Genomic DNA, 15074 nt, shown 5'->3' with positions numbered 1-15074 from the left:
ATCGTCATAGGCCTTTCGGTGAGATGTGGTAGTTGAGTCGAAAGGCTAACTGGCGGTGGCCGCCCACTACTTTCCGGGACCCACCATCAGCAAGCGTTACACCACACTAAGGGACGCAACCGCCCCGGATTCCCGTTCTAACGACATTTTCCAGCTGCAGGGCGCAGAAACTATGGCTTTAGGCCGCCGGAACTGGGAGCCGAGGGCCGGAACAGGGGGGCAGGGCTCAGAATTTATGGCCCCGGGCCGCCGGAACTGGCAGCCGAGGGCCGGAGCAGGGCCCGGGGTCGGGGAACAGGGGCCCGGGGTGCCGAGCCACCAGCACCCCGGGCGCCGAAATTTCGCCACCTGAGCTGCCGAATTCCACTTGCTTAGCCAGCCGAATGTGCCAGGATAGCTCTGTGAAGAAAACTCAGCTGGTTCGCAGCTTGGCATTAGTCTCCATCCTCGCGCTCGCCGGATGTTCCAATTCGGGCGTCTCCATTTCCCCTAGCTCTTCAGACTCCGGCGGGGCGGACGGCTCCTCGGACTCCAAAGCCCTCAGCGTCTACGATGTCGCGGAGGCCTGCCAGAAGGCCGTTGAGAAGGATCTCAACAAGAACAACATTCCGCACGATAAGCTTTTCGTGCACGCAACGGACGTTTCCGAGACACACCTGTCCGACGACGACTTCGACGGTCCACTCAAGGGCTCGCTGTACAACGACGACTATTCCGGCGCCTTCCACTTCGACTGCGAAACCGACGGATCCACCACAAAGGTGGATAACTTCGATTTCCCGCAGGAGAACTTCCGCGTCGATTCCTCCAGAAACCGCTCGCAACAAACGGAGGTAGACCCGAACCGCCTGGACCCGGACAACGATGGCGCCGGCCGGGCCGGCCGCGACGACAACCTGGGAATTACCTACCACAACAAGGTGGACTGGCAATTCCTGGAAGCGCCGGGCAAGGTCGTCCCCGGCGGAATGATTCTGAACCGGACGAATGGCTCCTCGTGCTCGACGGGATTCATCGCCTCCCGCGACAACCGGGTATTCATTGTTACCGCAGGTCACTGCGGAAACAAGGGGGATAAGTTCGACATCCGCGATTCACGTGGCAATACTCTCCGGGTGGGGGAGATGGTGGAATCCTACGTGGAGCGTCATGGCCAGGGCATCGTTGGTGCAGACATTGGATTGATCGAGCTCTACCCAAATGTCAGGCAATACGTCGATTCCGCACTGCCTATGAATACCAAGCTCAAGGGCTGGATCACGCCGCAGGAGGCCGAGCGCCGCAACATGGAGATTTGCCGCCTCGGTGCCACCACCGGGTACTCCTGCGGAGTGTTCGTCAGTGTGGACAAGGCAGGCCAGTTCTACTTTAGAAACATCATGGATCGCGGAGATTCCGGCGGCGCCATCTTTGCCGTGGACAGAAGTGGGGTATGGGCGCTTGGCGTGGTCTCGCGGGTCAGCGACTACAACAAAACCCTCGGCGGCGGAATGGAAATCGCCAGCGCGATGCGGCACTGGGGCCTAACCCTCCACGGCTAGCCCACCAGCCGCCGTAGTCACCAGCACCCCGGCACCCCCTGGCCGCCGGGCCGGGATCACCCCCTGGCCGCCCGGCTGGGATCACCCGGCGCAGCTGTTAAACCCGCAGCTTGGCGGCGCCTCCGCCGCCCTCACCGGCGGCCAGCGGCGCCGCCGCCTCCAGCGCATCCGTGCCGAAGGCCATGTCGTGGGTATTGTCCGCGCTGGTGTAGGTGCGGCGCTCCTTGATGTAGTCGTGCTCCATCCGCCACGGATCCCCAGCGGCCTGGCGCGGCAGAGTCCCCACGCTGCGCTGGATATAACCGCTGGACATCTCCAGAAGCGGCAGGTCAGCGGGCTCGCCGGCGGGTAGAACCGGGCACGCCCACTGCTCGCCTCGCGAGTCCATGTCCTTCCATAGCTGCACCAAGTACCGCGAGGTCATGTCCGCCCGCAAAGTCCACGACTGGTTCAAATACCCGATGGTGTAGGAGAAGTTCGGCAGTCGATTAGCCATCATGGCACGATAAGCCACCAGAGATTCGGTGGGTACTGGGGCGCCATCGACTGAGAAGTTGGCGTCACCAAAAGCAAGAAGTTGTAGTCCCGTGGCGATCACCAAGACATCAGCCTCGATGTACCCGCCGGAGCGCAACCGCACCCCGCCGGCGTCGACGCGCTCGATGTGGTCGGTGACGACCTTCGCCCCGCCGCGCACGGCCTTGAAGAAATCGCCGCCGGGGGACTTGCAGACGCGCTGGTCCCACGGGCCGTATGGGGGAGTGAAGTTGCGGCGGACCTCGTCGGCGGGCAGGTAAAGGCGGTTCCAGCCGCGGAACACCAGCTTCGCGATGCTGGGGAAGGTTTGGCAGAGGTGGTATTGCGCCATGTCGCGGCCGATGTGCAGGGTGCGCGCCAGGCGGTGGCCGAATTTGCCGGGCTCGGTGCTTAAGCCCAGGCCGACGAGGGAGCTGATCGTGTCTGTCTCCGGCAGCGGCGCGATGTAGGTGGGGGTGCGCTGCAGCATCGTCACCTCCGCGCCCATAGAGTGCAGCGCCGGGACCAGCGTAATTGCTGTCGCGCCGGAGCCGATCACCGTGACCTTCTTGCCGCGCACGTCGAGGTCGCGGGGCCATTGCTGTGGGTGCAGGGCGGTGCCTTCGAAGGTGTTGACGCCCTCAATCTCCGCCGTGAACCCTTCAGCATGGCGGTAGTATCCGGTGGCGAAGTGGAGGCGGCGCGTCCACGTGGTGATGGTCGGCTGCTCGGGGTTGGCGGAAGCGGCAGAGTCGGAGCCGTCGGTGCCTTCGGAGTTGGCGTGGCCGGTGCGGCCGACGCGCATGGTGACTTCCCACAGGCCGCGGTCGGTGTGGAAGTTCACGGATTCGACCCAGGTGGATAGCTGTAGGCGGTCGAGCATGCCGATTTCCTGGGCGGCTTCGCGGCAGTAGTCGCGGATCTGCTTGCCGGAGCCGAGGGTGCCCTTGTGTGGCCACTTCTTGAAGGGGAGGGAGAAGGTGGCCATGTCGGAGTCCGAGCGGATGCCGGGGTATTGGAAGGTGGCCCAGGTTCCGCCGACGTCGTAGTTGGAGTCCACGGCGGCCCAGTTCCAGCCGGGGAAGTTCTTGTTTACGTGGTAGGCGATGTCGATGCCGGAGAGCCCCGCGCCGACAATGAGGAGGTCGAGGGGGCGCTCGGCGGTAGCCTCCGTGAGTGCGGGGAGGGTTGAGATGGAGGAGCTGGTGGTTGGGTCGGTGGGTGTGGAATTCATGAGGCACACCGTACTCCAAGGTCGTGCAGTGTGTAGGAAAACCAATATTTTACTTCCGCTTAGGAAACCGAACATGAAGGGTGTGGGCTTATAGCCATGAACGCGGTTATGGCGGTGAATAAAGTGTGAATAGTTTAAGGATTTGGACGACCTGGGGGTTTGTATGAGCGCGATCGCCTGGCCTGCGGGTTTGTTTATCCCCAGGTTATCCACCGATGAAAAGAGAAGCTTTCACACTAGTCACACGCCTCTGACCTGCGCAAACGTGGAAACGTGCAGGTGAGAGCGTTGGCTATCCACAAGTTATCCACAAGCCATCCTGGGGGATTGGGGGTTATGCACATTTCCTCCACAGGTATATCCACAAAGCCTGTGGATAACTTGTTCTGTATTGCCGCTTAGGGGTTGTCCCGCGCTGCCATTAAAGTGGTCGGCATGAGCGAAAATGCAGGCATGAACTTCGACGACGGCGCCCCGCTGCCGGAGGAACCTTTCGACGATTTCGGCGGTCCCAGCGACTTCGGCGCCGGCTCGGGAGGTGGCTTCGGCGCTGGCTCGGGCGCCGGGGGAGCGGGCGGCTTCGAGTCTTCCGGTCGTCGCGGCGGGGGTTTCCAGGGCGGTCGGAGGGGTCGGGGTGGCCAGGGCGGTCACGGCGGCTCTCAGCAGATCGTCCGCGAGATGCCGCAGAACCCGGAGGCCGAGCAGGGCGTGCTCGGCGGCATGATGCTGGATAAGGACGCCATCGCGGATGTCGTGGAAGTCCTCGTCGGCGACGACTTCTACGTGCCGAAGCATAAGACTATTTTTGACGCCATACTTCAGCTGTACGGCGAGGGTAAGGAAGTAGACCCGGTCATCGTCAGTGGCCGCCTGGACCGCGATGGCGTGCTGAGCTTCATCGGCGGCGCTGATTACCTGCACAGTGTCGTCCAGAAGACTCCGACCTCGGCAAACGTCGGCTACTACGCCTCGATCGTGCGGGAGAAGGCCACGCTGCGCCGCCTGGTGCAAGCAGGCACCACGATTGTGCAGCTGGGTTATGCGGGTACCGAGGGTGCGGACGTGGATAACGTGGTGGACCGCGCGCAGCAGGAGATGTTCGCCATCACCAACGATGCCGCGAAGGAGGACTACGAGGTCTTCGCGGAACTGGTGGCCTCCACTGTGGGGGAGATCGAGCAGCTGGAGAGCCAGGATGGCGTGGAGATGGGTATCCCCACCGGCTTTGCCGACTTGGATGACCTGACGAATGGCCTGCGCGGCGGCCAGATGGTGATTGTCGCGGCCCGCCCGGGTGTGGGTAAGTCCACGCTGGCGCTGGACTTCATGCGTTCGGCGTCGATCCAGCACGGCAAAGCGTCGGCGCTGTTCAGCCTGGAAATGAGCAAGTCCGAGGTCATGATGCGCATCTTCTCTGCAGAGGCGGAGGTGCGCCTGGCTTCCATGCGCGGCGGCAAGCTGACCGACGACGATTGGGACCGCCTGACCGTGCGCATCGGCGAGATCGAGGACGCGCCGATCTACATCGACGATTCGCCGAACCTGACGATGATGGAGATCCGCTCGAAGGCACGCCGCCTGAAGCAGCAGGTGGATCTGCAGCTGATCGTGGTGGACTACCTGCAGCTGATGTCCTCCGGCAAGCGAGTGGAATCACGCCAGCAAGAGGTCTCTGAGTTCTCCCGCCAGCTGAAGCTGTTGGCCAAGGAGGTCAACGTGCCGGTTGTTGCGATCTCGCAGCTGAACCGTGGCGTGGAGTCCCGCGGCGACGATGCGCTTCCGCGTGTCTCTGACCTGCGTGAATCTGGTTCGTTGGAGCAGGATGCCGACATGGTCATGCTGATCAACCGCCCGGACTCGCAGAACCCGGATCACGAGCGTGCGGGCGAGGCGGACATCATCCTCGCTAAGCACCGTGGTGGTCCCATTGGCACGGTGACGGTGGCCAACCAGCTGCAGTTCTCCAAGTTCTCCGACATGGCCCGCGACATCAGCCCTATGCCCTAAATCCCACGCGGGGCATCCGCGTGCTGGTGCTTCTGCGCCCCGCGCCCCCCCGGAGGCGGGGCGCGCGGCGGGCGGCGGGTCGCGCGCTGCCCCGCGCCGCGCCTAAGGCTGTTCGTTCAGCTTCGCCAGGATCGAGTAGAACTGCTCAACTTCCGTATCGGTCAGCCGGTCAAACACCAGCCCGCGCACCTTCGCCACGTGGCCGGGCGCAGCAGTAGTGATCGCGTCGAGACCTGCGGGTTCAAGGACGACGAAGGCCCCGCGCCCGTCGGCGTCACAAGTTTCGCGGCGCACAAGACCGCGCTTCGACATGCGCGTGATCTGGTGCGATAGGCGCGAACGGCTCCACTGCATCATGTTCGCCAGCGCGACGATTCGCTGCTGGTGGTTCGGCGATTCCGAAAGATGCACCAGAACCTCGTAGTCGGACAGGGATAGGGAAGTTTCCGCTGCCAGCTGCTGCGCCAGCTCGGCATTGATCTGGATGTGGGCGTTGAGCCACGCTCGCCACACCTGCTGCTCGCGGCTGCTCAGCCACGGGGTTCCCGCGTTGGCATCCGCATCTTGCGGAGAAGAGGTGTTTTCTTGTGTCATGTGCACCATTATCGCACATCAGTCAATATTGATGATACATCAACTAAAAGTGTGTAGGGTAGGAGCCAGCGCCGCATAGAGCGCACCACACTGGCTGAGAACGCCAACGGAAAACACCAATCGAGAACACCAACCGAAATATCTACCCAGAGACTTAACGAAAGCCTCAACATGACCAACGTCAACAACTACTCCGGCAACTTCCAGATCGACGCGGCACACTCCGAGATCGGCTTCGTCGCCCGCCACGCCATGGTCACCAAGGTTCGCGGCGCGTTCACCGACTTCGAGGGCACCGCCACCTCCGGCGAGAACCTGGAGGGCGCAAAGATCGACGTCAAGATCGACGTCAACAGCGTGGACACCCGCAACGCTGACCGCGACGGCCACCTGACCTCCGGCGACTTCTTCGAGACGGAGAAGTACCCGCACATCACCTTCACCTCCACGGACATCACCGCCGCCGGCGAGACCGCCATCAAGGTCACCGGCGACCTGACCATCAAGGACGTCACGAAGTCCGTCACCATCGAGTTCGACTTCACCGGCGAGGTGCAGGACCCGTGGGGCCAGACCCGCGTCGGCTTCGAGGGCTCCACCAGCATCAACCGCCGCGACTTCGGCCTGGAGTGGAACACCGCCCTCGACGGCGGCGGCGTGCTCGTCTCCGAGAAGATCACCCTGAACTTCGACATCTCCGCCGTTAAGCAGGCCTAACTCGCCCGGCCGCTTGGCCGCCTAACCCAGTTGCCTGGGTAATATTGCACCCATGAAACGCCTCCCGCCCGTCGCCCTGGTCTTCCTCGGCGGCGCGCTGGGGGCGGTTTTTCGTTGGGCGCTAACTGTCTGGATTCCCGCGCTCGGCGACCCTACGCGAGTCCCCGGAGCGGCAGCCCCGCTGAACGTCGCCGGAGGAATTTCCCTCGGGGACATCGCATTGCTGGTGGTCAACGTCCTGGGAGCACTCCTGCTGGGCCTTCTGGTCGGCATGATCCCGGATTCCGCCCACCCGCGCCGCGCGTTCTGGGGCACGGGGCTGCTCGGCGGTTTCACGTCGTTTAGCTCGCTCGCTGCGGCTATTGACGCCCCCACCGACTCAACTACCGCCGTCCTCATCGGGGGAGCCTACGGACTGGTCACGCTGGTGCTTGGCCTGCTTGCGGCTGCGATGGGGCTGCGCCTCGGGCGGGATTTGAATGAGCTGGCGCGGCTACGGCACGGGGGCAGTGCAGCCCAAGTAGCCAGCGGCGCCGGTGCTGACCCTGAGGCCGCGCCGGGGGATAGGGGCACGCGATGAGCACCGGAGCAACCTTCGTGGAACTGCTGGCCGTCGCGGTCGGCGGCGGAACGGGCGCGGCCGCCCGCTATGGACTGGATACTTACCTGAAGTCCCGGCGCGGCTGGGCGCCCCTGTGGAGTCTGGCGGTGGTGAACCTACTCGGCACCGCCCTGCTGGGCCTGGTCCTTGGCTTCACCTCACAGCACGCGGCGGGCATTGGCGGGCTGACTGGGCCAGTGAGCGCCGGCGCGCCCGGCGCGACGACCGCGACCCAGGACATCCTATTCCCCCTCGTAGGTCTGGGCCTGGCCGGTGGGTTCACCACGTTTTCCACGGTAATGGTGGAGGTATTTACTCGGCCGCTGCCCACCCGCCGCATCGTCGGCGTGGTGGCGATGACCGCCGCCTGCTGCGCGGTGTTCTTTCCCGCGCTCTGGGGCGGGGTGACGCTCGCGGGCGCCTGACCTGCCGCGATTTACGCGGCAGCGCCTAGCATCTGCTACTTCTTGGCGGTCACCCAAATGTCGATCTCCGCGTAGGTGGATTCCTTACCTTCGTCGTCGGCGAAGTGGATCGTCACCGTCACGGTCTGCCCGCCGGACTCCTTGGTGATCTTCTCGAAATCCGGCAGTTCCGCCGTCGCGGTGGCCGTCAGGCTGCCCTTCGTCTTCTTCAGGTACTTCGTGCGCATGCCTTGTGGCAGCCAGCGGTGCGTGTTGGGGATGGACGCCTCAGCCAGCATCCCCATCGCAAACTCCGCCACGTTGCAGGCCGCGATGGCGTGGAAGGTGCCGATGTGGTTGTTCAACAGCCACCACTTCTTCGACTTCACCTGACAGTAGCCCGGTCGCAGCTCCTGCAGGCGCGGTTGTACGGTCAGGAAGTAAGGCGCCTTAGCGCTGACTGCCAGCGAAAACAGACCGTTGCCAAACGGCTTCTTCGCGAGATTCTTGTACATTTTGAAAGTGCTAGACGGATTCGCGTTGGCGTCATAAATAGACATAGTGAGAACTCTAACGTGGAATAAAGCGTGGGTTGCGTAATGTTGGAAAAACATACGCGCCCCTTTAAACGGTGCGCAGTGACAAAGCAGCGACAAGCTTTGAACTAAGCAATCAACCCGAAGGGAAAGAAATGGCGACCACTGAAATCACCGGAGCAAACTTCCAGGAAACCGTACAGGGCGACGGCATCGTTGTACTGGACTTCTGGGCAGACTGGTGTGGTCCGTGCAAGCGCTTCGCCCCCATCTTTGAGCAGGCCTCCGAGGAGAACCCGGATGCCGTGTTCGGCAAGGTGGATACCGAAGCTAACCAGGAGCTTTCCGCAGCCCTGCAGATCCAGTCGATCCCGACGCTGATGCTGTTCCGCGATGGCGTGCTGCTGGCTCGCGAATCCGGCCTGCTGCCGGGCAAGGCCATTAACGAGCTGATCGCTAAGGCCAAGGAGCTGGACATGGACGAGGTTCGCAAGCAGATCGAGGCCGAGCAGGGCGAGGCGCAGTAAGCGCTCAGCGCGCCCGGAGCGCGCTACAACGTGTTGACGTCGATGACGAAACGGTAGCGCACATCCGAATCCAATACGCGCTGGTAGGCCGTGTTGATCTCCTCTGCCGGGATGACCTCCGCCTCCGCGGTGATGCCGTGGGCGGCGCAGAAATCAATCATCTCCTGAGTCTCCCGGATACCACCGATAGCACTGCCCGCCACGGAACGGCGCTTACCGATCAGCGCACCAGCGCTGATCTGCATTTTCTCCGGCGGCAGCCCCAGCATCACCATCGTTCCGCCACGCGCCAGGGTGGAAATAAACGGCGCCGGATCCAGCGGGGCGCTGACCGTATTAATGATCAGGTCGAAGCTCGCCCTGAAGGGCTTGTGCCAGCCCTCCTCCTTGGTGGCGACGTAACGGCTGGCGCCGAAAGCCAGGCCGTCGGCCTCCTTGGACTTCGAGTGGCTCAAGACCGTCACGTCCGCGCCCATCGCCGCGGCCAGCTTTACCGCCACGTGCCCCAGGCCGCCCATGCCGACGACCGCCACGCGGGAACCTTCGCCCACGTCCCAGTGCTTCAGCGGGGAATACGTAGTAATTCCAGCACACAGCAGGGGAGTGGCCGCCGCGGCCGCATCCGACTCCAAGTCGGCGAAGGCCTTCGGGATGCGGACCAGGAACTCCTCGCGACACACGATGTGGGTGGAGTAACCGCCCTGCGTGATCGTGCCGTCGAGGCGGTCGGGCGCGTTGTACGTGCCGGTCGAGCCGCTCTCGCAGTAGTTTTCGTCGCCTTCGCGGCAGGCATCGCAATCTAGGCAGCTATCCACCAGGCAGCCGATGCCGACCACATCGCCGGGGCGGAAGTTCTGCACCTCCGCGCCTACCTCGGTGACCTCGCCGATGATCTCGTGGCCGGGGGTCATGGGGAAGTTATCGTGCGGCCAATCGCCGTTCACGGTGTGGATGTCCGAGTGGCAGATGCCCGCCCAGCGGATCTTGATGAGGCAGTCGTTGGGGCGCAGGTCGCGCCGGGAAATGGTGGATTTTTCCAGCGCCTTGCCGGCGCCGGGGGCTGAGTAGCATGCAACGTCCATGCTCCCCAGGCTACGCAGGTCCCGCGTGCGCAGCGCGGATTCGCACGGCCTGCGCTGAGGCGCGGGCGGACGCGGCCTAGAGGGCGTCAATAAAAAGAACGGCGATTCGCGCAACGGTGCCACTGCGGGGATAATGCGTAAGGGCTTTACAACAGGAGGCACGAAATGGGACGGATCAACGGCAAGAAGGCCGCAGTTGCGCTGACCGCCGGGCTGGTCGGCTTTGCTGGCACCGGAATGGCCGTGGCGAAGGGCGGAATCTCTGCGAACTTGGCGCTTTCCGGCTCTTTCTTCACCGTGACGATCGGCGGCCTGTCCGGGCAGGATTTCTCCCTGTTCATGGATAACGATGCGAAGGGCGATGATCACCTGCCCGTAGCGCGCGTGAAGATTAAGCAGGCGAAGGCTTCTGACCTGTGCCTTTCCACAACCGTGCCGGACCTTCCCGCCGTTGGCGAGGCCACCCTTTCGCTGCGCGCCAACGGACAGAACAGCGTTGATGCGGACGATCTGATCGTGGGCTCCACCGACATTAAGGGCAGCCTGCGGATGGCCGACCCCAACCTTGGTATTGACGCCAGCCAGGTCAACCCCGAAGCGCCGGACGATGCCTGGGGTCTGCACTCGAAGGACGTGCAGATTGTGGCGGAGAAGATCATTGCCACGTCGGTTGGGGCGAAGCAGCTGAACGTTTCCGGAGTGGAGGCGAGCGTGCGCCGAGGAACCGAGAATGCCTGCTAAAGGGCGGTTAGCGCGCTTCGCCGAGTGGCGCCGCAACCGACCGTTCGTGCCGGGGCTGTTGGTGCTGCTTTCGGGTGTTGTGATTATGACGCCCGCGTATCTGACGCTGCGCATTTCCGACCTTCTGGTGATGATCTCCACGCTGTCGGGGGTTTCCACGCTCTTCCTGGGCGCGGCGCAGATCATGTTCGCACTGGGGATTTGGCTGAAGCCTGCCACGGCTCCCTACCTGGGGGTTTTCGCCATTTTGGTATCGCTGGTGGCGCTTCCGGCCTCCAATATCGGCGGGTTCCTGTTGGGCTCGCTGTTGGGAATTTTCGGCGGGGCGTTTGCCCTGGCGTGGGAGTCGGGGGAGCGCAAGCCGAAGAAGACCCGGAGCAAGAGCTCCGGGGGCGGCGCCGGCGGCGAGACTGAGGCCGAGGATGCCGAGAGCGAAGCCGATACCGAGGGCGAGCCACGTTCCGACAGGGGCTCCGACGGCGGATACTCCGCGACCGTGGCGGCCCTGCTGGTGGCGGTGGGGATCGCGACCGGCGTGGGCATCCTGAATGCGAATGCCCCGTACAGCGTGGCGCAGCCAGCGCGCGTGGGCGACGTCGGCCAGGTCACCGCAGATAACGTGACCTTCAAGGGGAACGTGCGCGTCGGCGTGGACTCCGTGGGTACGGAGCAGGGCGGCCGCGACCTGCTGCGCATCACCGGCGACCGGCTGGAGATCAAGAACCTGCAGATCAAGCTGCCCGGACAGTGGGGCGACGGGCTGATGCAGACCGGCCCGGATGTGGAGACCTACGTGATCGAAGGCCCCGTCGTGGTGGAGGCTACGTCCCTGGAGGCCGTGCCCGCGCTGGCCGAGATCTCCACGGTGCCGGTGAAGGTGGACATTTCCGCTGGTGCTGGGGATGTGCTGCACCAGCTGGGTCTAGTGCCCAGCGAGGCGCCGATCCCGGACCCGGTGATGGAGGTCGTCTCCCTGAAACAGGTGAAGCTGGACTTGATGCACTTGACCGGGCGGGATATGAATGCCCCGGTGGTTCACCTGTACCCGCTCTAGCGGCGCGCTAACAGCTCGACCGGCCTCACGCGGGCACCTCGTGCCCCGCGCGGAGCCCCGCTCCCGCTTTCGCCCCGTGCGCCACGCGGAAAGTCAGTACGCTGGGATGCAGTTAACTTAAGCAAACAACTACATCTCGAATAAGTACCGACTACATACCGACACAGGAGTTTCCCCATGGCGAATCCATTTTCTAAGGGCTGGAAATACTTGATGCAGTCCCTCGACACCAAGATCGAGGAGAACGCGGATCCCCATGTGCAGATCCAGCAGGCCACGGAAGCGGCCCGCAAGCAGCACCAGCAGATTTCCGAAAGCGCAGCCCGCGTGATCGGTAACCGTAACCAGCTGGAAATGAAGATGAATCGCCTGCAGCAGGATGCGGAGAAGCTCGCGGGAAACGCCCGCACCGCCATTCAACAAGCCGATAAGGCCGCGGCCGACGGCGACCAGGCAAAGGCCAACGAGCTGAACCAGACGGCAGAGCTGTTCGCATCTCAGCTGGTCACGGTTGAGCAGCAGCTTGAGGAGACCAAGCAGCTGTACTCCGGCGCGGAAGAGGCCGCCCGCCAGGCGCAGCAGCAACAGCAGCAGTCCGCCGCCCGCCTCGAGGATCAGATGGCGCAGATCAACCAGCTGCGTTCCCAGGTGGATCAGGCCAAGATGCAGGAGGCCACCGCGAACTCCATGCAGCAGATGGATGGCCTGGTGCAAAACGATGACGTGCCGACCCTGGACAGCGTGCGCGAGAAGATCGAGCAGCGCTACGCCCAGGCGCTCGGCAGCCAGGAGCTCGTCGAGAACTCCGTGCAGGGCCGCATGACGGAGATTGAATCCGCTGGTAACGACATGCGCGCCAGCTCCCGCCTGGAGGAAATCCGCGCCCAGCTGAACGCCGAGAACGGTGCGAACGGCGCGAACGCCCTCGAGCAGGGCGAGGGCAACGGCGATGGCACTGGCGAGGCTCAGGGCGAGCTGGAGCGCTAACCCGCTAACCCTCTGCGACCAGCAAACCTGGTGTAAAGTATCCAAGGTTCGCGGGTGCACCGATGTGCCCGCCTTTTACATCGTGGAGGGATACTTTTGTCTGAAGAATCTATTTCTGACGCCACCAACTCCGACCGCGCGGAGCACTCCGTCCCTCCCGGCGAGCCCGCGCCCGGCGCCAAGCTCCTGATCGGCGTGCTTGTCGCCGCGGCTTTCGTGGTGATTCTCAACGAGACCACCTTGGCCGTGGCTTTGCCCGTTTTGATGGGAGAGTTTGGCGTCACCGCCGATGCAGCGCAATGGCTGACCACAGCATTCATGCTCACGATGGCCGTGGTCATTCCGATGACCGGCTACATCATGCAGCGCTTCCGCCTGCGCTCGATTTACGCGACGGCGCTGACGACCTTCCTGGTCGGCACGGTGCTCGCGGCCGCGGCGCCGACGTTCCCGATCCTGCTGCTGGCGCGCGTGGTGCAGGCTAGCGGCACGGCGCTGGTGATCCCGATGCTGATGACCACCATCATCCGGCTGGTCCCCATTAACCGCCGCGGCGCGGTGTTCGGCCTGGTCTCGGTGGTTATTGCGGTGGCTCCGGCGCTGGGTCCGACTTTCTCTGGCGTGGTGCTGGAGGCTCTGGGCTGGCGCTGGATCTTTATTCTCGTCGCCCCGCTGGTGCTGATTGCCCTGGTCGCGGGCCTGTTCCTGGTTAAGAACTTCGAGGAGCCGAGCCGCCCTTCCCTGGACGTGCTCTCCGTCTTCCTCTCCGCGTTCGGCTTTGCGGGCCTGGTGTACGGCCTGGCCGGCCTGTCGGAGCTGGCCGATGGCGTGCCGGTGCAGCGCCTGATCATCCTGGCTGCGGGCGCGGCGATCCTGGTGGTGTTCTTCCTGCGCCAGCGTTCCCTGGAGCGCAGCTCTAAGCCGAACGCCACCCCGCTGCTGAACCTGCAGCCGTTGCGCGTGCGCGAGTACAACCTCTCGCTGGGGTTGCTGCTGTTTACGTTCTCCATGCTCTTCGGCTTCATCATTCTGATGCCGCTGTACGCGCAGAACGTTGCGGGCCTGTCGGAGCTGAAGACCGGCATGGTTTCCTTGCCCGGCGGCCTGGTCATGGGCCTGCTGGGGCCCGCGGTTGGCCGTGCCTATGACGCGCGCGGTACCCGCCCGCTGATCATCCCGGGCAGCATCTTGATCACTATCGGCATGATGGGCTTTGCCGCCCTGGAGCAGACGGAGCACCTGTTTTCTTGGGTTGGTTCCGGCACGTGGCCGGCGTTTGTGCAGCTCATGCTTGTTACGGTCGTGTTGAACTTGGGCATTGCTTTGATGATGACGCCCCTTATGTCCAACGCTCTGGCGGCCGTTCCGGACTCTTTGGCTTCCCACGCGCAGGCGATTCTGAATACTCTCCAGCAGGTTGCCGGCGGTGCGGGCACAGCGATTTTCGTGGCTGTGATGACCTTCGCTTCCGCGCGATACGCCTCTAGCAATGTGGAGGAGTTGGCGAGCTTGGGTGCCACGGATCCTGCGCTGGCCGAAGCGCAGGTGGTGGGCCAGGGCATCCACGTGGCGTTCTTGGTGGCGGCTTTCGCCGCGGTTGTTCTGATGGTGGCCTCGGCGTTTTTGAAGTTGGATGCGAAGGATTCCGCGCACCCGGGAGCGCCGAAGAACTAGCGCCTACCGGTGGGGCGGGAGAACTGCCCCAGATTGAAGAAGCGCCGCGCGCCGAGAGGCGGGCGGCGCTTTTGCGCTGAGTTGGGGCTGCTACAGAGGCAGCTTGCGCAGGATCGGCAGCGGCAGGTGCTTCAGGATCAGCATGATCGGGCGGAACAGGGGGTGCACCCAGATCAGGGACTTGCGGTTATCCACGGCCTTGGCGATGGCCTTAGCCACGTCTTCCTTGTCCACGGTCAGCGGCGCGTCCTCCAGGTCCTTGGTCATGTTGGTGCGCACCTGGCCCGGGCGGACGGTCAGCACGCGCACGCCGGTGCCACGCAGGGCCTCGTTCAGCATGCGGTAGAAGCCATCCAGGCCGGCCTTGGTGGAGCCGTAGACGAAGTTGGAGCGACGGACCATCTCACCTGCAACGGTGGAGAACGCCACGATCTGGCCGTGGCCCTGCTTCTTCATGTAGTCCGCCAGCAGCACACCAACGGAGACGGCGCCGGTGAAGTTCACCTGCGCGGCCTGCACGGCCAGCTTCTGGTTGGTCCACTGCTTCTCGTTATCGCCCAGGATTCCGAACGCAACGATGGCCAGGTCCACGTCGCCGTGGCTGAAGATTTCCTCGAAAACCTGCGGGTGGGAATCGAAGTCCACTGCGTCGAAGGAGACGGGTACGACCTCGCTGGCACCGGCGGCGTTCATGCGTGCGGTGGCGTCATCCAAAGACTCGCCAGCACGGGCGGCCAGGATCACGCGCGCGGGGCCGCGGGAGAGGAACTCCTCGACGACGGCGAGGCCCATGTCGGACGCGCCGCCGAGCAGCAGGATGGACTGGGGTTTGCCAACGGCATCAATCATTGTGACTCTC

The 15074-nt window shown here is 63.7% G+C and carries 15 protein-coding genes; 10 read left to right on the top strand and 5 right to left on the bottom strand.

The features are described 5' to 3' along the window. The first annotated feature begins 401 nt into the window (after positions 1-401). Positions 402-1541: a S1 family peptidase gene (locus MHX52_RS08985; RefSeq protein WP_034985492.1), complete on the top strand. Its 1140-nt coding sequence runs from the start codon at positions 402-404 to the stop codon at positions 1539-1541. Between the two features lie 97 nt (positions 1542-1638). Here the strand turns inward: MHX52_RS08985 and MHX52_RS08980 are convergent, their stop codons facing one another. Then, positions 1639-3291 carry an NAD(P)/FAD-dependent oxidoreductase gene (locus tag MHX52_RS08980; protein ID WP_239317808.1) on the bottom strand — a complete coding sequence of 551 codons (1653 nt, stop codon included), beginning with the start codon at positions 3289-3291 and terminating at the stop codon, positions 1639-1641. Positions 3292-3726: 435 nt separating this feature from the next. Between MHX52_RS08980 and dnaB the strand changes: the two genes are divergently transcribed. Further along, on the top strand, positions 3727-5298 hold the full coding sequence (dnaB, locus tag MHX52_RS08975; protein ID WP_070488593.1) for a replicative DNA helicase: 1572 nt from the start codon (positions 3727-3729) through the stop codon (positions 5296-5298). A gap of 102 nt (positions 5299-5400) precedes the next feature. Here the strand turns inward: dnaB and MHX52_RS08970 are convergent, their stop codons facing one another. Beyond that, complete coding sequence (locus tag MHX52_RS08970) at positions 5401-5892, bottom strand: MarR family winged helix-turn-helix transcriptional regulator (protein WP_239317806.1); 492 nt, start codon at positions 5890-5892, stop codon at positions 5401-5403. 171 nt (positions 5893-6063) lie between these two features. Here MHX52_RS08970 and MHX52_RS08965 point away from each other — a divergent pair, with 171 nt between their 5' ends. The 3 genes from MHX52_RS08965 to MHX52_RS08955 are packed head-to-tail and all read left to right on the top strand — an operon-like array spanning position 6064 to position 7635. Next, positions 6064-6609 carry a YceI family protein gene (locus MHX52_RS08965; RefSeq protein ID WP_239317803.1) on the top strand — a complete coding sequence of 182 codons (546 nt, stop codon included), beginning with the start codon at positions 6064-6066 and terminating at the stop codon, positions 6607-6609. A gap of 52 nt (positions 6610-6661) precedes the next feature. Further along, a complete protein-coding gene (locus MHX52_RS08960; protein ID WP_255721525.1) occupies positions 6662-7189 on the top strand; it encodes a CrcB family protein in 528 nt (175 codons plus the stop codon). Next, positions 7186-7635: a CrcB family protein gene (locus tag MHX52_RS08955; protein ID WP_239317800.1), complete on the top strand. Its 450-nt coding sequence runs from the start codon at positions 7186-7188 to the stop codon at positions 7633-7635. The genes MHX52_RS08960 and MHX52_RS08955 overlap by 4 nt, the downstream gene beginning before the upstream one ends. 35 nt (positions 7636-7670) lie before the next feature. Here MHX52_RS08955 and MHX52_RS08950 read toward each other — a convergent pair whose 3' ends face one another. Next, positions 7671-8129 (bottom strand): hotdog fold domain-containing protein, encoded by a 459-nt coding sequence (locus tag MHX52_RS08950; protein WP_239317799.1) that lies wholly within the window; start codon positions 8127-8129, stop codon positions 7671-7673. A 176-nt stretch (positions 8130-8305) separates the two neighbouring features. Between MHX52_RS08950 and trxA the strand changes: the two genes are divergently transcribed. Beyond that, positions 8306-8677 carry a thioredoxin gene (gene trxA / locus MHX52_RS08945; protein ID WP_035003598.1) on the top strand — a complete coding sequence of 124 codons (372 nt, stop codon included), beginning with the start codon at positions 8306-8308 and terminating at the stop codon, positions 8675-8677. Positions 8678-8700: 23 nt separating this feature from the next. On the opposite strand, the gene MHX52_RS08940 is transcribed toward trxA, so the two are convergent. Further along, positions 8701-9759: an NAD(P)-dependent alcohol dehydrogenase gene (locus MHX52_RS08940; RefSeq protein WP_239317797.1), complete on the bottom strand. Its 1059-nt coding sequence runs from the start codon at positions 9757-9759 to the stop codon at positions 8701-8703. Between the two features lie 165 nt (positions 9760-9924). Here MHX52_RS08940 and MHX52_RS08935 point away from each other — a divergent pair, with 165 nt between their 5' ends. The 4 genes from MHX52_RS08935 (at position 9925) to MHX52_RS08920 (ending at position 14215) form a co-directional block, all read left to right on the top strand. Beyond that, positions 9925-10500 (top strand): DUF6230 family protein, encoded by a 576-nt coding sequence (locus tag MHX52_RS08935; protein WP_049050577.1) that lies wholly within the window; start codon positions 9925-9927, stop codon positions 10498-10500. Continuing rightward, a complete protein-coding gene (locus tag MHX52_RS08930) occupies positions 10490-11554 on the top strand; it encodes a DUF6114 domain-containing protein (RefSeq protein WP_070488601.1) in 1065 nt (354 codons plus the stop codon). The genes MHX52_RS08935 and MHX52_RS08930 overlap by 11 nt, the downstream gene beginning before the upstream one ends. A gap of 177 nt (positions 11555-11731) precedes the next feature. Then, the gene (locus tag MHX52_RS08925) at positions 11732-12541 is read left to right on the top strand and encodes a PspA/IM30 family protein (protein WP_035003594.1); all 810 of its coding nucleotides are present in this window, start codon (positions 11732-11734) and stop codon (positions 12539-12541) included. A gap of 96 nt (positions 12542-12637) precedes the next feature. Beyond that, positions 12638-14215 (top strand): DHA2 family efflux MFS transporter permease subunit, encoded by a 1578-nt coding sequence (locus tag MHX52_RS08920; RefSeq protein ID WP_239317794.1) that lies wholly within the window; start codon positions 12638-12640, stop codon positions 14213-14215. 90 nt (positions 14216-14305) lie between these two features. On the opposite strand, the gene MHX52_RS08915 is transcribed toward MHX52_RS08920, so the two are convergent. Beyond that, the gene (locus MHX52_RS08915; protein ID WP_239317791.1) at positions 14306-15064 is read right to left on the bottom strand and encodes a decaprenylphospho-beta-D-erythro-pentofuranosid-2-ulose 2-reductase; all 759 of its coding nucleotides are present in this window, start codon (positions 15062-15064) and stop codon (positions 14306-14308) included. Positions 15065-15074: the final 10 nt, after the last annotated feature.

Source organism: Corynebacterium sp. ACRQJ (genome assembly GCF_022346045.1).
GTDB classification, from domain to species: Bacteria; Actinomycetota; Actinomycetes; order Mycobacteriales; family Mycobacteriaceae; genus Corynebacterium; species Corynebacterium evansiae.
Note: the sequence above shows the minus strand (reverse complement) of the source record. Positions and strands in the feature narration are given on the sequence as shown.

Excerpts from the sequence above, each read along its gene's own strand:
- MHX52_RS08960 (WP_255721525.1), top strand. The coding sequence starts at position 6,662 with ATGAAACGCCTCCCGCCCGTCGCCCTGGTCTTCCTCGGCGGCGCGCTG.
- MHX52_RS08930 (WP_070488601.1), top strand. The coding sequence starts at position 10,490 with ATGCCTGCTAAAGGGCGGTTAGCGCGCTTCGCCGAGTGGCGCCGCAAC.
- MHX52_RS08915 (WP_239317791.1), bottom strand. The coding sequence starts at position 15,064 with ATGATTGATGCCGTTGGCAAACCCCAGTCCATCCTGCTGCTCGGCGGC.
- MHX52_RS08935 (WP_049050577.1), top strand. The coding sequence starts at position 9,925 with ATGGGACGGATCAACGGCAAGAAGGCCGCAGTTGCGCTGACCGCCGGG.
- MHX52_RS08965 (WP_239317803.1), top strand. The coding sequence starts at position 6,064 with ATGACCAACGTCAACAACTACTCCGGCAACTTCCAGATCGACGCGGCA.
- MHX52_RS08970 (WP_239317806.1), bottom strand. The coding sequence starts at position 5,892 with ATGACACAAGAAAACACCTCTTCTCCGCAAGATGCGGATGCCAACGCG.
- MHX52_RS08925 (WP_035003594.1), top strand. The coding sequence starts at position 11,732 with ATGGCGAATCCATTTTCTAAGGGCTGGAAATACTTGATGCAGTCCCTC.
- trxA (WP_035003598.1), top strand. The coding sequence starts at position 8,306 with ATGGCGACCACTGAAATCACCGGAGCAAACTTCCAGGAAACCGTACAG.
- dnaB (WP_070488593.1), top strand. The coding sequence starts at position 3,727 with ATGAGCGAAAATGCAGGCATGAACTTCGACGACGGCGCCCCGCTGCCG.
- MHX52_RS08940 (WP_239317797.1), bottom strand. The coding sequence starts at position 9,759 with ATGGACGTTGCATGCTACTCAGCCCCCGGCGCCGGCAAGGCGCTGGAA.
- MHX52_RS08950 (WP_239317799.1), bottom strand. The coding sequence starts at position 8,129 with ATGTACAAGAATCTCGCGAAGAAGCCGTTTGGCAACGGTCTGTTTTCG.
- MHX52_RS08980 (WP_239317808.1), bottom strand. The coding sequence starts at position 3,291 with ATGAATTCCACACCCACCGACCCAACCACCAGCTCCTCCATCTCAACC.
- MHX52_RS08955 (WP_239317800.1), top strand. The coding sequence starts at position 7,186 with ATGAGCACCGGAGCAACCTTCGTGGAACTGCTGGCCGTCGCGGTCGGC.